Origin of the sequence: Salarchaeum japonicum (genome assembly GCF_020614395.1) — an archaeon.
GTDB lineage: Archaea > Halobacteriota > Halobacteria > Halobacteriales > Halobacteriaceae > Salarchaeum > Salarchaeum japonicum.
Window position 1 is genome coordinate 808,725 of sequence record NZ_CP085324.1, and the last position, 22,603, is coordinate 831,327.

Consider the following 22,603-nt stretch of genomic DNA (forward strand, 5'->3'; position numbering starts at 1 on the left):
CGTCCCCGTCCGTTCAGTTCAGGAGTTTCTTCACCGCGAACGCGACGCCCGCGAGCACGGCGAGCGCGACCAGCGCCGGCACGACCGCGGACCCGCTCGAACCGGTCTCGGTCTCCTCGTCGGCGTCGAACGACGGTTCTGCGTCGAACACGCTCCCGTCCTCGTCCTCCGCGGGGCCGAAGTTCGCGATGGGTGTGAACTCGCTGTCGTGGAAGTGAATCTCGAAGATTCCCATACTCGGGGGTTCGGCGGGACGCGTGTTAGCCGTTGTGGGACTGGGGCGCTCGGGTTCCGTGGCGTTCATGGTCGCAGACCTTCGAATCGAAGTATGGACAGAGACCGCCGCGAGTTCCTCGACGCACTCCTCGACACCGCGAGCCCGTCCGGGTTCGAAGCGCCCGCCCAGCGCGTCTGGGTGGACTACGTCGAATCGTTCGCCGACGACGTGCACACGGACGCGTACGGGAACGCGGTCGCCGTCTACGAGGGCGGCGACGGCCCCGAGTTCCTGTTCGGCGGGCACGCCGACGAAATCGGCTACATGGTCGCGAAAGTGGACGACGACGGCTTCATCCACCTCACGCCCGTCGGCGGCTCCGATAAGTCCGTCTCGAAGGGCCGCCACGTCGTCGTGCACACGGAGGACGGCCCCGTGAACGGCGTCATCGGCCAGACCGCCATCCACCTCCGCGACCCGAGCGACGAGGAGTACGACGACATCGGCGAGATGACGGTCGATATCGGCGCTGAGGACGAGGCGGAGGCGCGCGAACTCGTCTCCGTCGGCGACCCCATCACGGTCGCGGAGGGCGTCCACGACCTCGCCGGCCACAAGGTCGCGGCGCGCGGCCTCGACAACCGCGTCGGCATCTGGGTCGCCGCCGAAGCCCTCCGGCGCGCCGCCGACCGCGGCGTCGATTCCACCGTGTACGCCGTCTCCACCGTCCAGGAGGAGGTCGGCCTGCAGGGCGCGAAGATGGTCGGGTACGACGTGAACCCGGACGCCGCCGTCGCCGTGGACGTGACCCACGCCTCGGACAGCCCCGAGTTCCCCAGCGACAAGCACAACGAAATCGGACTCGGGGACGGCCCGGTCGTCGCGCGCGGCTCCACGAACCACCGCGAACTCGTCGCCGCCGTCCGCGACGCCGCCGACGCCGAAGCCATCGACGTGCAACTCCAGGCCGCCGGCATCCGCACCGGCACGGACGCCGACGCGTTCTACACGAGCCGGAGCGGCGTCCCCTCCCTCAATTTGGGCCTCCCGAACCGCTACATGCACACGCCCGCGGAGGTCATCGACCAGCGCGACCTCGACGCCGCCGCCGACCTCCTCGCCGCCGTCGCCGACCACGAATCCGGCCGCGACGCCTTCACAGTCGACATATAGGTCCGATATATTTAAGCGTGCGACGGGCCGGAGTGTGGGTATGAGCGGCCGACCTCTCGACATCCTGGAGGACTCCCTCGACGAACCCGTGTCCGTCCACCTCAAGGACGGCGAAATCTTCGAGGGCGTCCTCACCGGCTACGACCAGCACATGAACCTCGTCCTCGAAGACGGCGAAGACACAACCGTTATCCGAGGCGACAACGTCGTTACCATCAAACCATGACCGGCTCAGGAACTCCCAGCCAGGGCAAGAAGAACACCACCACGCACGTCAAGTGCCGCCGCTGCGGCGAGAAGTCCTACCACGTGAAGAAGGGCGAATGCTCCTCGTGCGGCTTCGGGAAGTCCTCGAAGCGCCGCGACTACGCGTGGCAGGGCAAGACCGGCGACAACTAACTCAGGTTCTCTCGGCGACGCCGCGCGTTCGCCGGACGTCTTCTTCGAGCGTTCTCGCGTGTGCGAGCCGCCGCTCCCGCACCTCCGACAGCGATAGCGTTTGTTTCTCGAACGCTCGCGTCGTCGGCGCGTACGCATCGACCGCGAACCCCATCCGGTCGAGGTAGTCCCTGAGCGCGTCCGCGGTGAGGCCGTCGTAGATAGCGGCGTCCACGTAGTCGCGGACGGCGTCGAACGCGGGGAGGACGAGTTCGTCGTCGGTGACGCGGCCGCCGCCGTCCCCGATGCGTACGTCGGTCTCGCGGACGCGCCCGACGACGCCGGCGACGGTGTTGGCGAGGCGGAGCACGTCGCTGGGGAGGGCGGCGTCCGGCGAGCGCCACTCGACGGTCGGGAACGATTCGCGGAGCTGGACGGGCGTCCAGACGGCGCTCTCCCGGTCGAAACAGGACTCGACGGTGTCGGGGTCGACGCCGGCGTCGCGGGCGGCGGCCGTGAACGCCTCGTAGCAGGACTCGACGCGGCGCGTCCAGTCGTCGGTGTCGTCGAGGTAGGGCCAGAGGCGGCCCTGGCGGTCGAAGTCGGCGTACGCCCGTCGGCGGTAGAGGTCGGATCGCGCGCCGGGCGCGACGCGTTCGCCCCGGTAGTAGGGCGAGGAGTTCACGAGCGCGAGCGCGGGATCGAGCGCGGTGAGCGCGTTCAGTTGGTCGGTCTCGTGGCCCGGCCACTGTTCGACGTGGACGTGCGTGCCCGCGCAGTGCCGGACGTACGCGAACGACTCTCCGAGCGTCCGGTTCTGCACGCGCGTGCGAGCGCTGTCGTGTTCGGGTATCTCGTCCGCCCGGAGGGGCGTGGCGAGCGGCACGAGGTGTTTTCCGCGCTCGTCGGCCCGCCGGAGCACCGCGTCCAGTCGCGCGGTGAGTTCGTCGCGGAGTTCGCGTGGCGTCGCGCAGGGCGTGGTCTTCACCTCGACGAGCGGTTCGACGAACTCCCGTTCGACGCCGTCCGTGGCGTCGAGGAGACCGCTCGGGCTGGCGAGTTCGCCGTCGTCGTCGACGACCCAGTACTCGACCTCGACGCTCCGACGGACGGGTTCCGCGTCCGCGGCCGCCCGCGTGCGTCCCCGTCCGCCACCGCCGCCGTGTCGTGACATACGTTACCAGATAACACAATTGGCCGGAGTTCCAAGAACGCTTCGCCGACTCGGACGAAATCGCCCCGACTCCTGGATGTGCGTTCCCGGTTCGACGCGCTCCGCGTACGCACGCCCGACTCACGTTAGTATGCACGATAATGCATACTATTTGGTGGTGTTGGCGGCAACTGAGGCACAATCACGGGTGTTTTTATCTGTGGATGATTCAAGAACTATCCATGGAAGATGGCGCTGGCGCGAGCCGCCCCGCGACCGGAATGACCGAGAAGTGCGGCGTCGTCGGCATCAGTCTCGCGGAGCGGGACGCCGCGCTCCCGACGTACTACGCGCTGTACGCGCTCCAGCACCGCGGCCAGGAGTCGGCGGGCATCGTCACCCACGACGGCTTCCAGCAACACCAGCACGTCGAGATGGGGCTCGTCGGAGACGCGTTCGACGAATCCGATATCGACGCCCTCACCGGAAGCACCGGCCTCGGACACGTCCGCTACCCCACCGAGGGAAGCCTCGATAAGTCCTGCGCGCAGCCGTTCTCCGTGTCGTTTCGCGGGGGCGCGCTCGGCCTGAGCCACAACGGCAACCTCGTGAACGCCGACGAGGTTCGGGACGAACTCGCGGCGACCGGCCACGCGTTCACGAGCGACGGCGACACCGAAGTCATCGCGCACGACATCGCGCGAAACCTCCTCGAAGCCGACCTCGTCCGGGCCGTCAAGCGAACGATGGAGCGCATCCACGGCTCCTACGCGCTCACCATCATGCACGACGACACCGTGATGGGCGTCCGCGACCCCGAAGGAAATCGTCCGCTCTGCATCGGCGAACTCGACGACGGCTACGTCATCACCTCCGAATCCGCCGCCATCGACACCCTCGGCGGCGACCTCGTCCGGGACGTCCAGCCCGGCGAACTCGTCGTCCTCCACGAGGACGGCACGGGGTTCGACGCCTACCAGCTGTTCGAGCGCGACCGGAGCGCGCACTGCTTCTTCGAGTACGTCTACTTCGCGCGCCCCGACTCCGTCATCGACGACGAACTCGTCTACGAAGTCCGCCGGGATCTGGGCCGCGAACTCTGGGCGGAGTCCGGCGTGGACACCGACGTGGTGATGCCCGTCCCCGACTCCGGGCGCGCGTTCGCCTCGGGGTACTCGGACGCCGCGCACGAGGACGGCGCGAGCGTCGAGTTCGCGGAGGGCCTGATGAAGAACCGGTACGTCGGCCGGACGTTCATCATGCCCACCCAGGAGGCCCGCGAGCGCGCCGTCCGCCTGAAACTCAACCCCATCCGCTCGACCGTCGAGGGGAAGTCCGTGACCATCATCGACGACAGCATCGTCCGCGGCACGACCTCGAACCAGCTCGTCGAACTCGTGCGGGACGCGGGCGCGGAGGAAGTCCACGTCCGCATCGGCGCGCCCGCCATCCTCGCGCCCTGCTACATGGGCATCAACATGGCCACACGGGACGAACTCATCGCCGCCGACAAGAGCACCGACGAAATCCGGGAGGAGATCGGCGCGGACAGCCTCTCCTACCTCTCCGTGGACGCCGTCGCGTCCGCCATCGGGAAACGCCGCGACGACCTCTGCCTCGGCTGCGTGACCGGCGAGTACCCCTACGACATCGACGGGGAGACGACCGACCGCGAGGTCGAACGCCCCGGGGTCGCGTCCGCCGACGACTGAGCCGAGTCAGCCGGTTTTTTGCGGGCGGTCGCGCTACCCCGACGCGTGACCCGCGCCCTCCCACTCACCGCGCTCTGCATCGCCCTCGTCCTCGCCGGCTGCGGCGCGCCCGTCGCGGACACCAGCACCACCGCTCCGCGGCCGACGACCGCCGAGACGTCCGAACCGACCACAATCGAGACGACGACCGCGCCCACACCGACGACGACCGACGGGACGGCCGCGCCCGCCGACGCCGACTATCCGCCGGGCGTCACCGCCGAGGGCGTCGAGAACGCTAGTCGCCTGCTCGACGCGCACGAGGCGTCCGTTGCGGCGCAGGGCGCGCACGCGGTCGCGCAGACGACCATCGACGGCGTCGTCCGCGGGGAGGCGTTCGGCCTCGTCTCCCAGTCGGTCGTGCGGTTCGCGCCGAACGGCACTCGCGTCTACTGGACGAACGCGGGCGTGAACTCGATCGGGAACGAGACGAGCGTGCAGGACACGCGGTACTACGCGAACGAGACCGCGGTCGCGACCCGGGTCGTCCAGCGGGGGAACGCGACCGTGCGCGAGCGCAACCGCAGTGACCTCTACGACCGCGTGCTCCGGAACGCCGCGACCCAGCGCCGACTGCTCCAGTCAGCGCTCGCGAACGCCGACTACGCCGTGGCGGGCGCCGAGGAACGGAACGGCACGACCGTGACGACGCTCGTCGCGGAGAACGGCACGTACGACGGCGACCAGCCGGTGACGGCGTTCGACGCGACGCTCGAACTCTCCGAATCGGGGCGCGTGCTGTCGGTCACGCGGACGCGAACCCTCCGCACCGACGCGTCCGTCGAACACCACCGAACGACGGTGACGTGGCGGCCGGTCGCCCTCCCGGTGTCGCCGCCCGCGTGGACGCCGTGGCGTCAGTAGACGACGTACAGGAGGAGGTAGACGACGATGCCGAGGAAGAATGAGACGAGCCAGAGCGACGCCGCGACCCGGCCGACGCGCGCGTGCGGCGTCCCGGGGAGTTCCGCCACGGAGTGCGTGCCGGCGAGGACGAGCGCGTACACCACGAGCGGGACGCACACCATCGCGAGCGCCATGTGCACTATCAGCACCGGGAGGTAGAGGAACTGGTACACCGCGTCGGGGCCGCCGAACTCGGTGGTGCCGTGGACGACGAGCCGGTAGAGGTAGAGTGCGAGAAAGCCCGCGAACAACAGCGTGCTCGCGCCCATCAGCGCGCGGTGCCGGGTGAAGTCGCGGTTCCGGGCGGCCCGCCAGCCGAGCGCGATGGTGGCGATGGCGGTCGCGCTGATGAGCGCGTTCAGCGACGGAATCACGGACACCAACGGCTCGTAGGTCGGGAGGAGGCCGGCGGGAATCACGCCGCGCACCGCGGCGACGACCACCGCGAGCGCGAGCGCGCTCACCACGCCCGCGACTCCGACCGTGTGACGCCGAACGAACGACTGCATACCCGTGCTTGCGTCGCCCGCGCCAAAACACTACCGTGCGGCCGTCCCGCATTCGGCCCGTGAATCGTAGGGGTTTTATTATGGCCGCGGCTACGGTGGAGTGCAGCGAGATACGCGCGAGCGTGGGTAGCCAAGCTAGGCCAAAGGCGCAGCGTTGAGGGCGCTGTCCTGTAGAGGTTCGCCGGTTCAAATCCGGTCCCACGCATCGCACCGGACGGACACACCGTCCAACGCTGCGATGCACGGTGATATCCCCCTACCGGGACATCACCCACGCACAACTTACTGACGACGTAACACCGACCAGCCACGGTGTCGTGTGTCGGCGTGGTGGTCGGCGGCGGTGTCGTGTTTTGTCCGCGCTCGTGCCGGTAAGCGAGGTGTTAAAATGGGTAGTCCATCATAGGGGTGTGTATGGCCAAGTATTCGACCGGTGGGTCCTCCGGTGGGGGATCCAGTGGGTCCTGTGAGCTCTGCGGGACCTCGTCGGAGTCGTTGACGACGGCGAGCGTGGCGGGCGCGGAGTTGCAGGTGTGTTCGAGTTGCGCGAACCTCGACGAGTCGTCGAAGACCGAGCGCGAGGTGTCGGAAGAACAGCAGCGTCGCAAGCAGGCGGCGCAGAACACGGCGCGGCAGTTCGACGCGGCGTCGGGCGATTCGACGCGCTGGGAGGAGGAGGGGACGAGCTACGAGGGCGACCAGCTTCCCTATCTGTCGTCGGATTACGGGCGGACGATTCAGAAGGCCCGGCAGGCGGAGGGCTTGCAGTTGGAGGAGTTGGCGGACGAACTGGACATCGACGAGAACGACCTGCTGGCGGTCGAGCAGGGGCGGGCGACGCGCGCGGGCGTCGGCGGGTCGCTCATCGCGAAACTGGAGGACAGGCTCGGCGTGGACGTGACGCAGGAGTAGTTCTCGCGGCGCGTACGCTGGCGCAGTGCTGAGTAGTCGCGGGTGCGGAACCCGGCGTTTTTTCTCGTCTTCCGGCGAGTATTGCGTATGGAGCTCTCTGCGGAGCAGGAGGCGATTCGGGAGGTCGCGCGCGAGGTGGCCGAGGCGGAACTCGCGCCGGTGGCGGCGGAGGCCGACCGGACGGAGTCGTTCCCGGAGGACGTGTGGGACACGCTCGGCGACCTCGATTTGACGGCGATGACGGTGCCCGAGGAGTACGGGGGGCTGGACGTGGAGAAACTCACGTACAGCGTGGTGAACGAGGAGTTGGCGTACGGGATGCTGTCGGTGGCGACGGCGCTGTCCGTGCACTGTCTCGCCACGTCCTGTCTGGCGGAGTTCGGGAACGAGGCCCAGAAAGAGCGCTGGCTCCCGGAGATGGCTGAGGGGCGTCCGGTGGGCGCGTTCGCGCTCTCGGAACCGCAGGCGGGGTCGAACCCGGCGGGGATGGAGACGGAGGCGCGCCGGGAGGGCGACGAGTACGTCATCAACGGCACGAAGCAGTGGATCACGAACGGCGAGCGCTCGGGCGTCGTCATCCTGTTCGCGAAGACCGACCGGAGCGACCCGGGGAGCGTCACGCAGTTCGTCGTGCCGAAGGACACCGACGGCCTCTCAGTCGGCCCGCGCGAGGACAAACTCGGCCTGCGCGCGAGCGACACGACGACGCTGACGTTCGACGACGCCCGCATCCCCGCCGAGTACCGGTTGACGCCGGAGGGCGAGGGGTTGTCGGCGGCGCTCCACATCCTCACGGGCGGCCGCGTCGGCATCGCGTCGCAGGCGGTCGGACTCGCGCAGGCCGCGCTCGACGACGCGGTCGCGTACGCGAACGACCGCGAGCAGTTCGACCAGCCGATCGGCCAGTTCGGGAGCATCCGGGAGAAGATAGCGGAGATGCGAACCGAACTCCAGGCCTCTCGGCTCCTCTGCCGGGACGCGGCGGCGAAGGCCGACCGCGGCGAGAACTACCAGGCGGCGGCGGCGATGGCGAAGTACCACGCGAGCGAGGCCGCCGTCGACATCACGAACGAGGCCGTCCAGATTCACGGCGGCTACGGCTACACGACGGACTTCGACGTGGAGCGCTACTACCGGGACGCGAAGATAACGACCATCTACGAGGGCACCTCCGAGATTCAGAAGGAGGTCATCGCCCGCGGCCTCCTCGACTAATGGACGGCGTCGTCTACGACCTGGACGGCACGCTCGTCTCCCTTCCCGTGGACTGGCGGGCGGTGACGGCCGACGTCCGCGCGCTCCTCGACGCTGCGGGCGTGAACGCCGCCGAGTACGCGACGTGGGGACTGCTGGACGCCGCCGAGTCCGCGGGCGTCGGCGACGAGGCCGAGCGAATCATCAGCGAGTACGAACGCGAGGGCGCGAAAACGGCCGAACGCCTCCCGTTGGCGGACGAACTCGCCGGGAGCGACGTTCCCGTGGCGGTGTGTTCGCTGAACTGCGAGGCCGCCTGCCGGGTCGCCCTCTCGCGCCACGGCCTGCTCGACAGCGTCGAAACCGTCGTCGGCCGGGATTCGGTCGCGGAGCGCAAACCTCACCCGGAGCCGCTGCGGGCGGCGGTGCGCGCGCTCGGCGTTCCCCCGGAGCGCGTGGTGTTCGTCGGTGACGCCGAACGCGACGAGGAGACCGCTCGCCGCGCGGGCACCGACTTCCGTTACGTCGAGGACTGAAGCGCTTGCTTTCGCGCGTAGAAGAAGACGGGGACGGCGGTGAGAATCCAGACGACAGCGCCGACCCGTACGGCGAACATCGCCATCGACGCCCACGTTCTGAGGTCGGTGAACACGGAGAGCAGCGCGACGACGGGCGCGCCGACGACGATGGTGAGGACGAACGTCGTCTGCATCACCCACGCGTAATCCACGCCCTCGGTCTCGTGCGTCTCGACGCGCTCTGGCACACTCCTATTCTCGACGCGTGCCCGCATAAACCCCGCTCTTCCGGTTCGGAAACGCTTACCGGCCTGCTCGCGCATCTCGACGTATGCCGACCGTTCAGGACATCCGTCGGAAGGCGGGCGACGAGCCGATAACCATGCTCACGGCGTACGACGCGCCCACCGCGGCCGCCGTCGAAGCCGCGGGTCTCGACATGGTGCTCGTCGGGGACAGCATGGGGAACGCCGTGATGGGCTACGACTCCACGCTCCCCGTGACGATGGACGACGTGGTCAGTCGAACCGGCGCGGTCGCGCGCGCGACCGAGGACACGCTCGTCGTCGCCGACATGCCATTCCTCAGTTTCGGCGCGAGCGAGGAGGCGAGCGTCGAGAACGCCGGCCGCCTCCTCAAGGACGCGGGCGCGCAGGCCGTGAAACTCGAATGCGGAGAGCACACCGTCGAACTGACCGACACCCTCACCTCGCTCGGCATCCCCGTGATGGCTCACCTCGGCCTCACCCCCCAGCACGTCAACCAACTCGGCGGCTACACCCGCCAGGGAACCACCGAGGACACCGCGAGCGAAATCCTCCGCCTCGCCGAAGCCCACGCGGACGCCGGCGCGTTCAGCCTCGTCCTCGAACACGTCCCCGCGAACGTCGCCGCCCAAATCACCGACGCCATCGACATCCCCACCATCGGCATCGGTGCCGGCCCCGACACCGACGGCCAGGTGCTCGTCGTCACCGACGTGCTCGGGATGACCGACTGGAGTCCGCCCTTCGCCAAACAGTACGGCGACCTCAAGGCGGAGATGGAGTCCGCCATCGCCGAGTACAAGCAGGACGTCGAGAACGGCGACTTCCCCGCGAGCGAACACAGCCACACCGCAGACGACCTCGACGACCTCTACTAACCCACCTTTTTACTGTGAGGGGTCGCTCCGCGACCCCTCCAGTAAAAACCTGGAGGGAAAAGGCCGGTCGCCTCCGGCGACCGGTGAACGGCGCATCGGAGATGCGCCGACAGACAGCTCGTTCTATTCTCTTCTACCGTCGTCTCGGGCGAGCGCGGTCGGTGGAACTACCCCGTGGTGAGTGCTGGTGGCGATGGCGTTTAGGTCGGGGCGCGTGTACGTTGCGGTACGCAGTCGCTCCCCGGCGAGTGTGAACCGCAATTCTACCGTTAGTCGAAAACCGCCGCCCGTACCACCCACGCTGTAGGAAGCTTTAAATACTTAGCGTCCTAACTATGGGTTAGCATGAACGAACGAACCTCCGTCAGCGAGAGCGGCACGATGGTCCGTCGCTACGACTACGACGACCGGACCGTGGTCGCCGCCGACCTCGGCACGAGCGCCGACGGCGTCTCCGTGGACGTCGTGGACGGCACGGCCATCCTCGTCGATGAGACCGGCGAGCGCCGCCAGCGCGAGTTCGACGTCCCCGCGGGCGACGTGGCGAAAGCAACTATTACGAACGGCGTCGTCACCGTCGAGGTGGAACGATGAAACTCACGGTCAAACCCCTGAAGCAGAAGGACGCCGGCCGTGGACTGGCCGCCATCGACCGCCAGTCGATGCAGGAACTCGGCCTCGAAAACGGCGACTACATCGTCATCAGCGGGAAGGACTCGGGTCGCGCCGTCGCGCGCGTCTGGCCTGGCTACCCCGAGGACGACGGCCAGGGCGTCGCCCGCATCGACGGCCGCCTCCGCCAGGAGGCCGACGTGGGCATCGACGACAAGGTCGAAGTGGAGAAGGCGGACATCAAGCCCGCCGGCGCGATCACGGTCGCGCTCCCGCAGAACCTCCGCGTACGCGGCGACATCTCCCCGATGGTGCGCGACCGCCTGAGCGGCCGCCCCGTCACCGCCGGACAGACCGTCCACATCAGCTTCGGGTTCGGCGGCCTCGGGTCGTCGAGCGGCCAGCAGATTCCCGTGAAAATCGCGGACACGGAACCCGACGGCACGGTCGTCGTCACGGACTCCAGCGAGATTCAGCTCTCCGAGCGGCCCGCCGAGGAGATTCAGACGGGCGGCGGCGAGAGCGGCGACAGCACGCCGAACGTCGCGTACGAGGACATCGGCGGCCTGGACGAGGAACTCGAACAGGTGCGGGAGATGATCGAACTCCCGATGCGCCACCCCGAACTGTTCCAGCAACTCGGCATCGAGCCGCCGAAGGGCGTGCTCCTCCACGGCCCGCCCGGAACGGGGAAGACGCTCATCGCCAAAGCGGTGGCGAACGAGATCGACGCGCACTTCGAGACCATCTCGGGCCCCGAAATCATGTCGAAGTACTACGGGGAGTCCGAGGAGCAACTGCGCGAGGTGTTCGACGAGGCGGAGGAGAACACGCCCGCCATCATCTTCATCGACGAAATCGACAGCATCGCGCCGAAGCGCGGTGAGACGAGCGGTGACGTGGAGCGTCGCGTCGTCGCCCAGCTCCTCAGCCTGATGGACGGCCTCGAAGAGCGCGGGGACGTGACGGTCATCGCCGCCACCAACCGCGTGGACGCCATCGACCCCGCGCTCCGCCGCGGCGGCCGGTTCGACCGCGAAATCGAAATCGGCGTCCCGGACAAGGACGGCCGCAAGGAAATCCTCCAGGTGCACACGCGCGGGATGCCGCTCGCCGACGGCATCGACCTGGACGAGTACGCGGAGAACACGCACGGGTTCGTCGGCGCGGACATCGAGTCCCTCGCGAAGGAGTCCGCGATGAACGCCCTGCGCCGGGTGCGCCCCCAGATAGACCTCGAATCCGAGGAGATAGACGCGGAAGTCCTCGAATCCATCCAGGTCACGGAGAGCGACGTGAAGGACGCGCTGAAGGGCATCGAGCCGTCCGCGCTCCGCGAGGTGTTCGTCGAGGTTCCGGACGTGACCTGGGAGAGCGTCGGCGGCCTCGAAGACACGAAGGAGCGCCTGCGCGAGACCATCCAGTGGCCGCTCGACTACCCCGAGGTGTTCGAGTCGATGGACCTCGAATCCGCGAAGGGCGTCCTGCTCTACGGGCCGCCCGGAACGGGGAAGACCTTGCTCGCGAAGGCGGTGGCGAACGAGGCGAACTCGAACTTCATCTCCGTGAAGGGGCCCGAACTCCTCAACAAGTACGTCGGGGAGTCCGAGAAGGGCGTCCGCGAGGTGTTCGAGAAAGCGCGGTCGAACGCACCGACAGTGGTGTTCTTCGACGAAATCGACTCCATCGCGGGCCAGCGCGGCCAGAACATGAGCGACTCCGGCGTCGGCGAGCGCGTCGTCAGCCAGTTGCTCACCGAGTTGGACGGTATCGAGGAGTTGGAGGACGTGGTCGTGGTCGCGACGACGAACCGCCCCGACCTCATCGACTCCGCGCTCCTCCGTCCCGGCCGCCTCGACCGCCACGTCCACGTGCCCGTGCCGGACGAGGACGCGCGCCGCGCCATCCTCTCCGTGCACACGCGCAGCAAGCCGCTCGCGGACGACGTTGACCTCGACGAGGTCGCCGCGCGCACCGACGGGTTCGTCGGCGCGGACATCGAGGCGCTCGTCCGGGAGGCGACGATGAACGCCACCCGCGAGTTCGTGAACTCGGTCAGCCCCGAGGAGGCCGCGGAGAGCGTCGGGAACGTCCGCGTCACGATGGCGCACTTCGAGGACGCGCTCGACGAGGTCGGGCCGAGCGTGGACGAGGAGGTTCGCGAGCAGTACGAGGAGATAGAACAGCGCTTCGAGACGGCGGAGAGTCCCGAGGAAGAGGCGTTCGAGCCGGGACACGCCTTCCAGTAAGCCCGCGCTCGGCACGTTCTCGATTTTTCGAAGGCCGTAAGGCGTCTCCCTCACTACGTCGGGGTATGATTCCTCCCGGTGCGGACACCGTGCTCGTGCGACACGGGGACGTCGGGTCGAAGTCCGCGAAGGTGCAGTCCGACATGGAGCGCGTGCTCCGGGAGAACCTCGAACGAACGCTCGAATCGCGGGATATCGAGGCGGCCGTGGACGTGCGGTGGGCGCGGATTTTCGCGCGCGGCGACGACGTTGACGCGATAGCGGACGCCGCCACCGACGCCTTCGGCGTCGTCTCCGCCAGCCCGTGTCTCGTGGTCGACCCGTCGATGCGCGGCATCCGGCGCGCGCTCGCGAACACGGCCCGCGAACACTACGACGGCGGCGCGTTCGCCGTCGAGGCGCGGCGTGCCGGCAGCCACGACTTCACGAGCCAGGACATCGGCCGGGACGGCGGGGAAGCCGTCTGGGAGGCCGTCGAGAACGACTTCCAGCCCGAAGTAGACCTGGACGACCCCGACATCACGTTCTTCGTGGAGTGCCGGGACGACGCCGCGTACGTCTTCCTCGAAAAGCGCGACGGCCCGGGCGGCCTGCCGCTGGGAACCCAGCGCCCGCTCGTCGCGCTCGTCTCCGGCGGCATCGACTCGCCCGTCGCGGCGTACGAAGCCATGAAACGCGGCGCTCCCGTGATTCCGGTCTACCTCGACCTCGGGCCGTACGGCGGCCCCGACCACGAGGCGCGCGCCATCGAAACCGTCCGCCGGCTCTCCGCCTACGCGTCCGGCCGCGACCTCACCGTCCACCGGGTGCCCACCGGCCCCGCCGTCGAGCGCGTCGTCGAGGCGACCGGCGCGGAGCGGATGCTCGTCTACCGCCGCCTGATGTACCGCATCGCCGAAGCCGTCGCCGAGGAGGCGGGCGCGGTCGGCGTCGTCACCGGGGAGGCGCTCGGCCAGAAGTCGAGTCAGACCGCCGCGAACTTCGCCGCCGTGGACGACGCCACCACGCTCCCGATTCACCGCCCGCTCTTCACGCGGGACAAACAGGACATCGTCTCCCAGGCCCGCGACATCGGGACGTTCGACACCGCCACCGTGAACGCCGGCTGTAACCGCATCGCGCCAGACTACCCCGAGACGAACGCCGACCCCGCCGCCGTGCGCGCCGCCGTCCCCGACGACCTCCCCTGCCTCATCGAGACCGCCGTCGAAGACCGCGACCTCGTGGAGGTACCATGACATGACTCGGGTCTGCCTCGTCGAGGACGACGACTCAAGCCTCCCACTCGACCTCTACGGCTACGACACCGCCCGCCGCGCGCTCGCCACCTACGACCTCACCGAACCCTGGGACAACACCGTCGTCCTCGACACCGTCAGCCTCGGCGCGGCCGTCAGCCTCCTCAACGACCTCAACTGGTACCTCGCCCGCCTCACCAGCGACGCCTTCGTCCAAGACCCCAGCGTCAGCCGCCACGAGTGGCTCTCCCGCCCCCTCGCCCGCGAAATCCGGGACGGAAACGTCTCCCCCGACGACCCGATCAACCGCCTCAAGGTCTACGGCGTCGAAAACGGCCGCCTCGTCGACCCGACCAACGTCCTCCGCGGCAGCGGTGGCGACGGCGACTACGAACGAAGCGAATACGACGACACCGTCGTCGTCAGAGTCACCCAAGACGAGTTCTTCTGACCCACCGTTTACGCTGCGCGCCGGCGATACCGGCGCGCTCGGAAAAAGCTGGACGAAACGCCGTCGTTACCCTCTTCGCGGGTTCCTCGGCCCGCGCTTCGCGCGGCGAATCTCTGCGCTCGGGCTCTTCGAGCCGTTACCAGAAACGCGATGCGTTTCTGGTTAGCGAACGAGACGCAACGCGTCTCGTCAACGCTCGCTTGAGAACGCTCCGACCGTGTCTGCTTGGGTTTCTGTGAGCGTTCGGATTTTACCGACGGAAATCGACGGCTTCTGGCTGCATAGCGAGACGCAACGCGTCTCGCGACTGGCGACTGGCTTTAACTGGTTTCCTTTGGCGACCCATCGAGAATCGGGTATCAGAGTTCAACGATATCACAGAACGAACGATGTAGTTGTTCTAGCGAAGTTGGAGGGCGTATTTCAGTGTACGGCATATCGGGGACTGGTATACTATTCAGATATTGGACAAGTTCTTTTGGGAGATACCATTCTCGACTCAGACTGCACGCACCAACTGAAGAGGAGTGGTTAGTCGGTGTTTACGGCCCAACGCAATCGTCGTAGGAGAGATCTGCCGCGTTTACCTTCAGGGTATCTCCATTGTGGTCAGTTGCGGTATCCCACGACCCGCCAGAACTCGACCAGCTGAGTGAGATAGCTCCGACTGAGATACTCAGCCCGTCCCAGGTGCCTTCGTACGTGTGTTCGTACTCCCCATAGATAGTGCGTTGAATGGCTGAATCGGAGGTGCCTTCATTCCAGCGGAGTTCACATCCGGCTGAACAAACTCCCTGTGTGTCGACTGATATGTCGTGAACGTTGAACGCGATCCCCTCGGGGCCCTCTGATTCGTAGCCGATATCGCTTGTACTAGTCCAGTACTCGTTGCCGTTCAGATCTGGTATCCAGAAGTGGCGGTCAGACCAGGTTATTTCCTAGCACTTTGCTCGGTCTTCCCCCTGTGGACAAGGAGTATCATAGTACCAGCAACCGTCAATATAATATCTCTGGCATCGTGGCCATCTCCTCGAAACAGGGGGTGAACAAGTCCCAATAACTGTTTGTGAACAAGATCCGGCTTGGCAATAAACACGAGCACGGATAGGCTGTCCGCTGGTCGGATTATAACAATACGTAAATATGGAACCTTGTGTTACTACATCGTATTCATCTATTTTATGTATTTGGTCCTCACTGTTAACTGGTGATTCTTGCTTATTGCTTATATGGCGAATTATGCTATTGTTTTTCGTTCCGCTTACCTGGGAAAGTGGTTCTATGAGCGCATATGCGCGTTTCTCCCCCGGGGTTATGATTATAGATATACGGGTCTCGTCTTCAAAGTATCCGAGTTCACTCGGCTGGTGAAGGGTGTATTGAATTTTTGTTCGTTCTTCGCCCAGCCGTGAGCGGTAACCCAATACTATTCCAGATTCGGGTTTATCCAGATCAAACTTTGTGGATTCAAATGCCTGTCCACTTAGTAGGTCTTCTGCGTCAATACTGGCTACATCAAACACACCCTTGTCCTCTAACCGATATATGAGTTCGCTGGCTTGGTCTCTAATGTACTCGCCTAGATGATTCTGTTGCGAGTCAGAGAGTGTAATACTTGATCCGTTACGTGAATCGCCAAATATGTCTTCAAACGCGCTGTTTCTTTCTACCGGCGTCATGGTCAAGTTGCTTGGTGATTCAGCGCTAACTGACATTGGAACAGCTCCGACGCCTGATGTTGCTACAGCTCCCTTTAGAACCTTTCTCCGATTGACACTAACTTGCTCATCACCCGTGTCACTATTGTTATCGCTATTAGCCAAGCCAATACGATTACGAATCCACCTGATGATTACCATACAAAACCCCACACAATAATAACATAAATATATTACTATAGTTAGAAAGTAGTACTATATTAACAGTCGATATAACTACGCGGTGGTATTTGAGGCCCTATGATACCAAGTTGGCTGTTTTACGGGATTAGAATCTACCATCTCAAACAAAATTGTACGGTGGACAGTGGACCCTCCGGCTCTGTAAGTGATATTAAGTTGTTGGATAACGCCTTCACTCGAAACGTGCATCTGGAACTCAACCCCGGTCACTCTTGAATTAGCGAATGTCACTTCATCGGTTGTCCCGTGGATGTGGATAAGGTCTGCTCCCGCGCGTTCAACGGTTATATTTGCGTTGGCAATCAATTGGTAGACAAGATTCCGCTCAAAGACTTTCTCTGGCAGCACCCGCTTAGGTGGGACTGGTGGATCATCGGGGAAACTGTTTAACTGTGGAACGTGGTAGGTAGTATTCTTACCCCCATAGAGCCTGTATATCACGCGTTCTCCCTCAGTATATCCAATGACGGTTCCATTCGTTATGTTGAAGCCGATCGGAACTCCCTGACTAGTTCGGTTCCATCGCCAGTAGGATTGGTTCGCGTAAGAAAGTCTAGATTCTCGGATTGACGTTGTGGTAGACCCATTAACAACCTCAAAGGTAGTTCGCTTCACGAATTGCCCCGATCGGAGGGTTGTCAGATGGCTATTCGCCAATTCCATCGCATCTGACACCCCCGAAGTTGTGATTCCAGGAGCGAGTTGTTCCGGTTCTGCCATTGTCGACTGGTTATCGCTACCAGATAGGCCGGCACAACCAGCACAGGCAACAAGTATCATACACAAAATAACAGCCGTTACATTCCGGGAGCGCATAGACTTACATTTGGCTTTCTAATAAGTAAAACCTTTCATTATTTGGGAGCCATTCACAGGTCCGTGGGAGCATATATCTGTGCTGTAGAAGTAGGTTCAATTAATTATATAACCTATTAATGTGGAAATTGGATGGGGAATAGCCCGCTCCTAATCATATCCATTCGGGTCTGGACTTCCCAAAATTAATATTAATACGAACGATAGTACTGGCCGAATGAAAGTTGATGTGGTGGATTTGCTCCACCAACCGGATTACACCGGTGAAAACAGATGTGAACCGTGCACGGTACTGAACCTCGCCATCGCCGGAATCGTCGGCTCGTTGGTCGCACGAAAGACCCGGCTTGGTAGCCTTGTCGCGGTAGGGATTTCCGTTGGACTCATCTATCTCCGTGGGTATCTTGTGCCGGGAACCCCTGTATTGACGAAGCAATACCTCCCACCAACTGTTCTCGAGTGGTTCGGGAAGAACCCAGACCCAGACCTCGCGTCCGGATTCAATTCGAGCGCGACCAGAAGTTCGACGACAGGCACTCGTACGACTTTAGATACCACGCCGCAGACACCGTCGGAGCCAGCCTCGGAACTAGGTGACAACGGCAACAATGAGGTTGAACATGAACAGAACATTCCCGATAACGACCTTGAGGCGTTCTTTGTGAATCACGATATTCTTGAACCGTGCGCGGATTCCGACGACCTCTGTTTGACTGATGAGTTTGCGAACGCGTGGACTGCTGCAACCGAAGCACTCGTCGATACAGACCTCACTGCGGAGACAGTTGCAGACGCCCTCGGTATCGACGAGGAAAATCAGGCATTTGAACTTACCACCAACAACGAGGTACGAATCCTTCGATCAGAGACGGGTACCCTCGGACAGTGGCCCTCTCAGGCAGCGCTCGTCGCGGATGTCGCAGCGAGTCGCGTCCTTCAGCGCCGGATTCTAGGCTGGGATGAGTTTGATCCGGAAGAGCGGGGGCCGCTTCTGAACAGTTTGCGAATGTTCCTTGAGACGTGCCCGACGACGGGTGGCGATGTCCTACTCGGTGAGGAGGTCGTCGAGTCGTGTTGTAGTTCTCACAAAGTCCTCGCTGTCAGTTGTAAGGACTCGGGTGAACGTCTTTTCGAACACCCATTCCCAGAGTCTGAGTAGTGTTCCCGGTGTATATAGCAGGCTGGGTTGCATACTTATGTTGATAGAGCCATAGATATGAAACATGCCGATGCGAAATCAAACTGGTAAACTCCGGTTTCCGGCTAGTGTTGCCGGACTTATTCTCATTGCATTCCTCCTCGACGCCGGTATAATGTGGCTCTCAGATTCGATTATGGCCGGCACAGCATCTTGGATTCCAACTGTTGGAACAGTTGGCCAAACTATACTCCTCTACAGCTCGGCTGCAACCCTGTTTGCGTTCGTTATCGTTCCAGTCATGGCCTTCTGGCTCGGTAAAAAATACGGACAAGAAGCTGAATGATTTGCCACAGGGTGTATTGAGCACACAGGTATCGTTTATTACACGGAATTGGTAGTGGCCCCTCGTTCGGTAGGTGCGCCGTCACGAGGTCGCGTTCGTCCGTCGCAACGGACTACCCGAGCAGGCTGGGAACGGACGTATCGCCTTCCTCTTCCGTGACCGACGTTCCCGGGAGCGTTCTGGATCGGAACTGCCAGAACGATCTCGAAATCGCGCTTGCGCAGGTCGACCACGAGCGGTTCGAGAAACTCGCCGCAGATATCGTGAGTGAACGTAGGCACGCGGTCTCCCCGACCGAAGGAAGCGGGGCGGACGGGGGCCGTGATGCCGACCTCCGACGCGGCGAGAGGATTAGCCTGTGTGTTCAGCACAGCCTCTCCAACCTATCCGTACAGAGGACTTCAACAGACGCGAAACGTTCAATCGAAGGTGCCGGCGCTGAGGTAGCGTTCGCCGGAGTCGGGGAGGATGGTGACGACGAGCGGGCAGTCGTCGTACTGGCCCCCATCGGCGAGCGCGGCGGGGGGTTCGGGGCAGTCGAGTTCGGGTTGGGCGAGGCGGTCGGCGACGCGGGTGGCGGCGATGGATGCCGCGCCGCTGGACTGGCCGACGAGGATGCCTTCCTCGCGGGCGAGCCGGCGGCATTCGGCTTCGGCGTCGTCCAGCGGGACGGTTTCGACCGAGTCGAGGAGGTCGGTGTCGAGGAGGTCGCTGACGAACCCGGGCCCCATTCCCTGGTAGTCGTCCTCGCCGGGTTCGCCCGTGGTGAGCACGGGGTTCTCGGCGGGTTCGACGCCGACGACGTCCATGTCGGGGTATTCTTCGAGGAGGCGGGTGGCGGTTCCGGTGATGGTGCCGCCGGTGCCGATGGCGGCGACGAGCGCGTCCACCTCACGGCCCTCGACCTGTTCGATGATTTCCTCGGCGGTGGTGCGGTAGTGCGCGCGGGGGTTGGCTTCGTTCTCGAACTGGCTGACGAGGTAGGTGTCGGGGTTCTCGCGCGCCATCTCGGCGGCGCGGTCGTTCGCGTCCGCCATCTCGCCCGCGACGAGTTCGAGGTCTGCGCCGTACGCGGCGAGGAGATGGCGGCGTTCCTCGGACTTCGACTCGGGCATGACGATGGTGAGGTCGTAGCCGCGGGCGGCGCACACCACCGCGAGGCCGATGCCGGTGTTTCCGCTGGTCGCCTCGACGAGTCGGTCGCCCGGCCGGATGTCGCCGGCTTCCTCGGCGGCGCGAACCATCTCGCGCGCGGGCCGGTCTTTCGCGGAGCCGCCGGGGTTGAAGGATTCGACTTTCGCGGCGACGGTCGCACCCTCGGGCGACGACAGGCGAACCAGCGGCGTGCCGATGGTGTCGAGGATGCTGTCTCTCATTACTCCTACTGACGCTCCCCAGTCCTAAACACGTACTGGACGCCGGCAGGGAGTGCCGGGACACACGCGTTAAGCCCCCCGAGCGCGTACCCCGGGGTATGACGCTCGACTGCATGACGCCAGCCCCCGAGTGGGACGAGTCCGCCCACGAGGACGCCGTGAAGACGCTCGCCTCCCTCGACGACTCCACGCACTTCCGGGTGTGGGGCGCGGACTGGTGTCCCGACTGCACCGAACAACTCCCCGCGTTCGCCGCGGCGCTCGCCGCCGCCGACGTGTCCGACGACCGCGTCTCCACCTACCCCGTGGAGCGCGAGAACGGCGTGAAGACCGGCGAGAAGATGACCGAGTACGAGGTCTCGCTCATCCCGACCGTGCTGGTGGAGGACGCGGACGGCGACGAACTCGCGCGGTTCGTCGAGGAAGAAGACCAGCCCATCGCGGAGTTCCTCGCGAGCGAACTCCGCGCGATTACGGCCTGAACTCCCGAACCCACTCCTCGATTTCTCCGGCGGTCGTGAGCGGCGGCGAGCACGCGCGCCGACACACGTACGCCGTCGCCCCTGCTCCCGTCTTCCCGCTGGCTTCCCGGCCCGCCCAAATCGGCGGGGCGTCCGCAACGCCGAGGTCGTTTAGCCACCCCGCGAGCGCGCCGTCGGTCGGCGGTCGCCGGGAGAGCAGGCGGTCGGGGAGGTAGGTGTCTGCGAGTACTCGCCGCCAGTCTTCTGGAAGTTCGTCGGCGGCGACGGTGAGTTCGAGGTGGCCGGTCTCGTGGGTGTCCGCGGCGAGCGCGAGCGACGCGTGCCCGAGCGGCGACTCCCGTATCTTCGCGCCCTGCGTCTCCAGCGCTCGCTCCGCCACCTCCGCGAACCCCTCGTCGGGCGCGAACGCGTCCAGCGCGAGCAGGGTCTCGCAGGCGACGCCGACCGGCGAGGGCGTGGAGCGGTCTTCGGTCTCCTGCGGGCGCGCGAGCGGCGTGTCGGGCGTGCTGAAGTAGAGCGCGCCCGTTCCCGAATCGTAGAACTGTTCGACGAGTTCGCGGGCGAGCGACAGCGCGAACGCGAGGTGGCGGTGGTCGCCCGTCGCCTCGTACGTCGTGAGCGCGCCGCGCGCGAGGAAGGCGTAGTCGTCGAGGTAGCCCGGCCCCGAGCGCTCGCCGTCCAGCCACCGACGCGCGAGCACTCCATTTCCGTCCCAGAGTTCCTCGCGCGCGAAGTCGAGCGCCGCGGCCGCCCGCTCCGCGTACGCGTCGTCCAGCACCAGTCCTGCCTCGGCGAACGCCCGTACGGCGAGGCCGTTCCACGCCGAAATCACCTTCTCGTCGCGGGCGGGCCGCGTCCGTTCCGCTCGCGCCTCGAAGACCTGTTCGCGGGCGCGGTCGAGGCGCTCCGCGACCGCGGAGTCGCGCAGGTCGTGCTCGTCCGCCAGCGCCGCCACGGACTCAGCGACGGTGAGCACGGTGTCTCCCTCGAAGTTCCCCGTCTCGGTGACGCCGTAGCGCGCCCGGAACAGCGCGGCGTCGGTGTCGTCCGCGACGGCGGCGTCCACCTCGTCGGGCGTCCAGACGTAGAACGACCCCTCCTCGTCGCCGCTTCGCGCGTCCAGCGTCGCGTAGAACCCGTCGCCGTCGCTGAGTTCGCGGTCGATGAAGTCGAGTGTCTCCCGCGCAATCTCCGCGTACCGGTCGCCGTCCGCGACCTGGTGGGCGGCGGTGTAGGCGCGCGCGAGTTCGGCGTTGTCGTACAGCATCTTCTCGAAGTGCGGGACCGTCCAGTCCCTGTCCACGCAGTACCGGTGGAAGCCGCCGCCGACGTGGTCGCGGAGGCCGCCGTCCGCCATCGCGTCCAGCGCCCGGGTCGCCGTGTCGAGGGACGAGCGGTCGCCGGTGCGGTCGGCGGCGCGGAGGAGCGCGTGCACCCGGCCCGGCTGGGGGAACTTCTGCTGGCCGCCCCAGCCGCCGTGCTCGTCGTCCGCGCGCTCCCGGGCGGCGTCCGCGACCGCGGTGAGCGCGTCGCTCCCCGGCGCGTCGTCGAGGGGGTCGGGAACGTCCTCCAGTTCGCCTCGGGCCGCCGCCGTCCACTGGTCGGCGCGCGCCTCGATGTCCTCGCGCTCCGTCCGCCACGACTCCGCGATGTCGTCCAGGAGCTGTCGGAACCCGGGCTGGTTCCGACTCGCGTCCGGCGGGAAGTACGTCCCGACGTAGAACGGCTTCAGGTCGGGCGTGAGCCAGACGGAGAGCGGCCACCCCCCGCCGCCGCGCACGAGCTGGCAGACCGTCATGAACACGTCGTCCAGGTCGGGGCGCTCCTCCCGGTCTATCTTCACGGGCACGAACTCGTCGTTCAGCTTCGCGGCGATGTCGGGGTCGGAAAAGGACTCCTCCTCCATCACGTGACACCAGTGGCAGGCCGAGTAGCCGATGGAGACGAACAGCGGGCGGTCGCGCTCCCGGGCGGCGTCGATGGCGGCGGCGTCCCACGGCTGCCAGTGAACGGGGTTGTCGGCGTGCTGGCGGAGGTAGGGGCTTCCCTCGTCGTCCAGTCGGTTCCGCGCGAGCGGGTCGGTCATACCCGCTGGTTCGGGGGCCACGCGGAAAAACACGGAGTTCGAAGATACGCACG

23 protein-coding genes and 1 tRNA gene are annotated in these 22,603 nt (G+C 65.3%); 17 read left to right on the forward strand and 7 right to left on the reverse strand.

The window, feature by feature from the left end; genetic code table 11:
- Positions 1 to 13 precede the first annotated feature (13 nt).
- Positions 14 to 235, reverse strand: coding sequence for a hypothetical protein (locus tag LI334_RS04620; RefSeq protein WP_227262003.1), 222 nt, complete (start codon positions 233 to 235; stop codon positions 14 to 16).
- 93 nt (positions 236 to 328) lie between these two features.
- Here LI334_RS04620 and LI334_RS04625 point away from each other — a divergent pair, with 93 nt between their 5' ends.
- Genes LI334_RS04625 through LI334_RS04635 form a run of 3 tightly spaced genes read left to right on the forward strand, consistent with a single transcriptional unit; the run spans position 329 to position 1,789 of the window.
- Positions 329 to 1,390 (forward strand): M20/M25/M40 family metallo-hydrolase, encoded by a 1,062-nt coding sequence (locus LI334_RS04625; protein WP_227262004.1) that lies wholly within the window; start codon positions 329 to 331, stop codon positions 1,388 to 1,390.
- Between the two features lie 40 nt (positions 1,391 to 1,430).
- Positions 1,431 to 1,616, forward strand: coding sequence for an LSM domain-containing protein (locus LI334_RS04630; RefSeq protein ID WP_145848348.1), 186 nt, complete (start codon positions 1,431 to 1,433; stop codon positions 1,614 to 1,616).
- Positions 1,613 to 1,789 (forward strand): 50S ribosomal protein L37e, encoded by a 177-nt coding sequence (locus LI334_RS04635; RefSeq protein WP_227262005.1) that lies wholly within the window; start codon positions 1,613 to 1,615, stop codon positions 1,787 to 1,789. Before LI334_RS04630 ends, LI334_RS04635 begins: the two co-directional genes overlap by 4 nt.
- A 1-nt stretch (position 1,790) precedes the next feature.
- On the opposite strand, the gene LI334_RS04640 is transcribed toward LI334_RS04635, so the two are convergent.
- Positions 1,791 to 2,942, reverse strand: coding sequence for a glutamate-cysteine ligase family protein (locus tag LI334_RS04640; RefSeq protein WP_227262006.1), 1,152 nt, complete (start codon positions 2,940 to 2,942; stop codon positions 1,791 to 1,793).
- Between the two features lie 260 nt (positions 2,943 to 3,202).
- Between LI334_RS04640 and purF the strand changes: the two genes are divergently transcribed.
- Both purF and LI334_RS04650 read left to right on the forward strand, forming a co-directional pair.
- A complete protein-coding gene (purF, locus tag LI334_RS04645) occupies positions 3,203 to 4,633 on the forward strand; it encodes an amidophosphoribosyltransferase (protein ID WP_227262352.1) in 1,431 nt (476 codons plus the stop codon).
- Positions 4,634 to 4,678: 45 nt separating this feature from the next.
- Entirely contained in the window at positions 4,679 to 5,536 is an 858-nt protein-coding gene (locus tag LI334_RS04650; RefSeq protein WP_227262007.1) for a hypothetical protein, read from the forward strand.
- On the opposite strand, the gene LI334_RS04655 is transcribed toward LI334_RS04650, so the two are convergent.
- Complete coding sequence (locus tag LI334_RS04655) at positions 5,530 to 6,087, reverse strand: DUF420 domain-containing protein (protein ID WP_227262008.1); 558 nt, start codon at positions 6,085 to 6,087, stop codon at positions 5,530 to 5,532. The two genes, LI334_RS04650 and LI334_RS04655, sit on opposite strands and share 7 nt — an antisense overlap.
- Positions 6,088 to 6,207: 120 nt before the next feature.
- Here LI334_RS04655 and LI334_RS04660 point away from each other — a divergent pair.
- The 4 genes from LI334_RS04660 to LI334_RS04675 all read left to right on the forward strand — a co-directional run bounded on the left by LI334_RS04660 (position 6,208) and on the right by LI334_RS04675 (position 8,729).
- Positions 6,208 to 6,292: transfer RNA gene (locus LI334_RS04660), tRNA-Leu, on the forward strand.
- A 209-nt stretch (positions 6,293 to 6,501) separates the two neighbouring features.
- Positions 6,502 to 6,999: a helix-turn-helix domain-containing protein gene (locus LI334_RS04665; protein ID WP_227262009.1), complete on the forward strand. Its 498-nt coding sequence runs from the start codon at positions 6,502 to 6,504 to the stop codon at positions 6,997 to 6,999.
- Positions 7,000 to 7,086: 87 nt separating this feature from the next.
- Complete coding sequence (locus tag LI334_RS04670) at positions 7,087 to 8,214, forward strand: acyl-CoA dehydrogenase family protein (RefSeq protein ID WP_227262010.1); 1,128 nt, start codon at positions 7,087 to 7,089, stop codon at positions 8,212 to 8,214.
- On the forward strand, positions 8,214 to 8,729 hold the full coding sequence (locus tag LI334_RS04675) for an HAD family hydrolase (protein WP_227262011.1): 516 nt from the start codon (positions 8,214 to 8,216) through the stop codon (positions 8,727 to 8,729). The genes LI334_RS04670 and LI334_RS04675 overlap by 1 nt, the downstream gene beginning before the upstream one ends.
- On the opposite strand, the gene LI334_RS04680 is transcribed toward LI334_RS04675, so the two are convergent.
- Positions 8,714 to 8,959, reverse strand: coding sequence for a DUF5822 domain-containing protein (locus tag LI334_RS04680; protein WP_227262012.1), 246 nt, complete (start codon positions 8,957 to 8,959; stop codon positions 8,714 to 8,716). The genes LI334_RS04675 and LI334_RS04680 overlap by 16 nt on opposite strands.
- Positions 8,960 to 9,042: 83 nt before the next feature.
- Here LI334_RS04680 and panB point away from each other — a divergent pair, with 83 nt between their 5' ends.
- From panB to LI334_RS04705, 5 genes are all read left to right on the forward strand, one after another.
- Complete coding sequence (gene panB, locus LI334_RS04685) at positions 9,043 to 9,855, forward strand: 3-methyl-2-oxobutanoate hydroxymethyltransferase (RefSeq protein ID WP_227262013.1); 813 nt, start codon at positions 9,043 to 9,045, stop codon at positions 9,853 to 9,855.
- A gap of 345 nt (positions 9,856 to 10,200) precedes the next feature.
- Positions 10,201 to 10,449 (forward strand): DUF7127 family protein, encoded by a 249-nt coding sequence (locus LI334_RS04690; protein WP_227262014.1) that lies wholly within the window; start codon positions 10,201 to 10,203, stop codon positions 10,447 to 10,449.
- Complete coding sequence (locus LI334_RS04695) at positions 10,446 to 12,716, forward strand: CDC48 family AAA ATPase (protein WP_227262015.1); 2,271 nt, start codon at positions 10,446 to 10,448, stop codon at positions 12,714 to 12,716. The genes LI334_RS04690 and LI334_RS04695 overlap by 4 nt, the downstream gene beginning before the upstream one ends.
- A 65-nt stretch (positions 12,717 to 12,781) precedes the next feature.
- Positions 12,782 to 13,954, forward strand: a complete 1,173-nt coding sequence (locus tag LI334_RS04700) for a tRNA sulfurtransferase (RefSeq protein WP_227262016.1) — start codon at positions 12,782 to 12,784, stop codon at positions 13,952 to 13,954.
- A 1-nt stretch (position 13,955) separates the two neighbouring features.
- Positions 13,956 to 14,405, forward strand: a complete 450-nt coding sequence (locus LI334_RS04705; protein WP_227262017.1) for a DUF5804 family protein — start codon at positions 13,956 to 13,958, stop codon at positions 14,403 to 14,405.
- 938 nt (positions 14,406 to 15,343) lie between these two features.
- Here LI334_RS04705 and LI334_RS04710 read toward each other — a convergent pair.
- A complete protein-coding gene (locus LI334_RS04710) occupies positions 15,344 to 16,264 on the reverse strand; it encodes a hypothetical protein (RefSeq protein WP_227262018.1) in 921 nt (306 codons plus the stop codon).
- Between the two features lie 1,075 nt (positions 16,265 to 17,339).
- On the opposite strand from LI334_RS04710, the gene LI334_RS04715 reads away from it, so the two are divergent.
- Both LI334_RS04715 and LI334_RS04720 read left to right on the forward strand, forming a co-directional pair.
- Entirely contained in the window at positions 17,340 to 18,281 is a 942-nt protein-coding gene (locus tag LI334_RS04715; protein ID WP_227262019.1) for a hypothetical protein, read from the forward strand.
- Between the two features lie 64 nt (positions 18,282 to 18,345).
- Positions 18,346 to 18,606 (forward strand): hypothetical protein, encoded by a 261-nt coding sequence (locus LI334_RS04720; RefSeq protein WP_227262020.1) that lies wholly within the window; start codon positions 18,346 to 18,348, stop codon positions 18,604 to 18,606.
- Between the two features lie 419 nt (positions 18,607 to 19,025).
- Here the strand turns inward: LI334_RS04720 and LI334_RS04725 are convergent, their stop codons facing one another.
- Positions 19,026 to 19,982: a PLP-dependent cysteine synthase family protein gene (locus LI334_RS04725; protein WP_227262021.1), complete on the reverse strand. Its 957-nt coding sequence runs from the start codon at positions 19,980 to 19,982 to the stop codon at positions 19,026 to 19,028.
- A gap of 98 nt (positions 19,983 to 20,080) precedes the next feature.
- Between LI334_RS04725 and LI334_RS04730 the strand changes: the two genes are divergently transcribed.
- Complete coding sequence (locus LI334_RS04730) at positions 20,081 to 20,464, forward strand: TlpA family protein disulfide reductase (protein ID WP_227262022.1); 384 nt, start codon at positions 20,081 to 20,083, stop codon at positions 20,462 to 20,464.
- Here the strand turns inward: LI334_RS04730 and LI334_RS04735 are convergent.
- Complete coding sequence (locus LI334_RS04735; RefSeq protein ID WP_227262023.1) at positions 20,454 to 22,550, reverse strand: thioredoxin domain-containing protein; 2,097 nt, start codon at positions 22,548 to 22,550, stop codon at positions 20,454 to 20,456. The genes LI334_RS04730 and LI334_RS04735 overlap by 11 nt on opposite strands.
- Positions 22,551 to 22,603 lie beyond the last annotated feature (53 nt).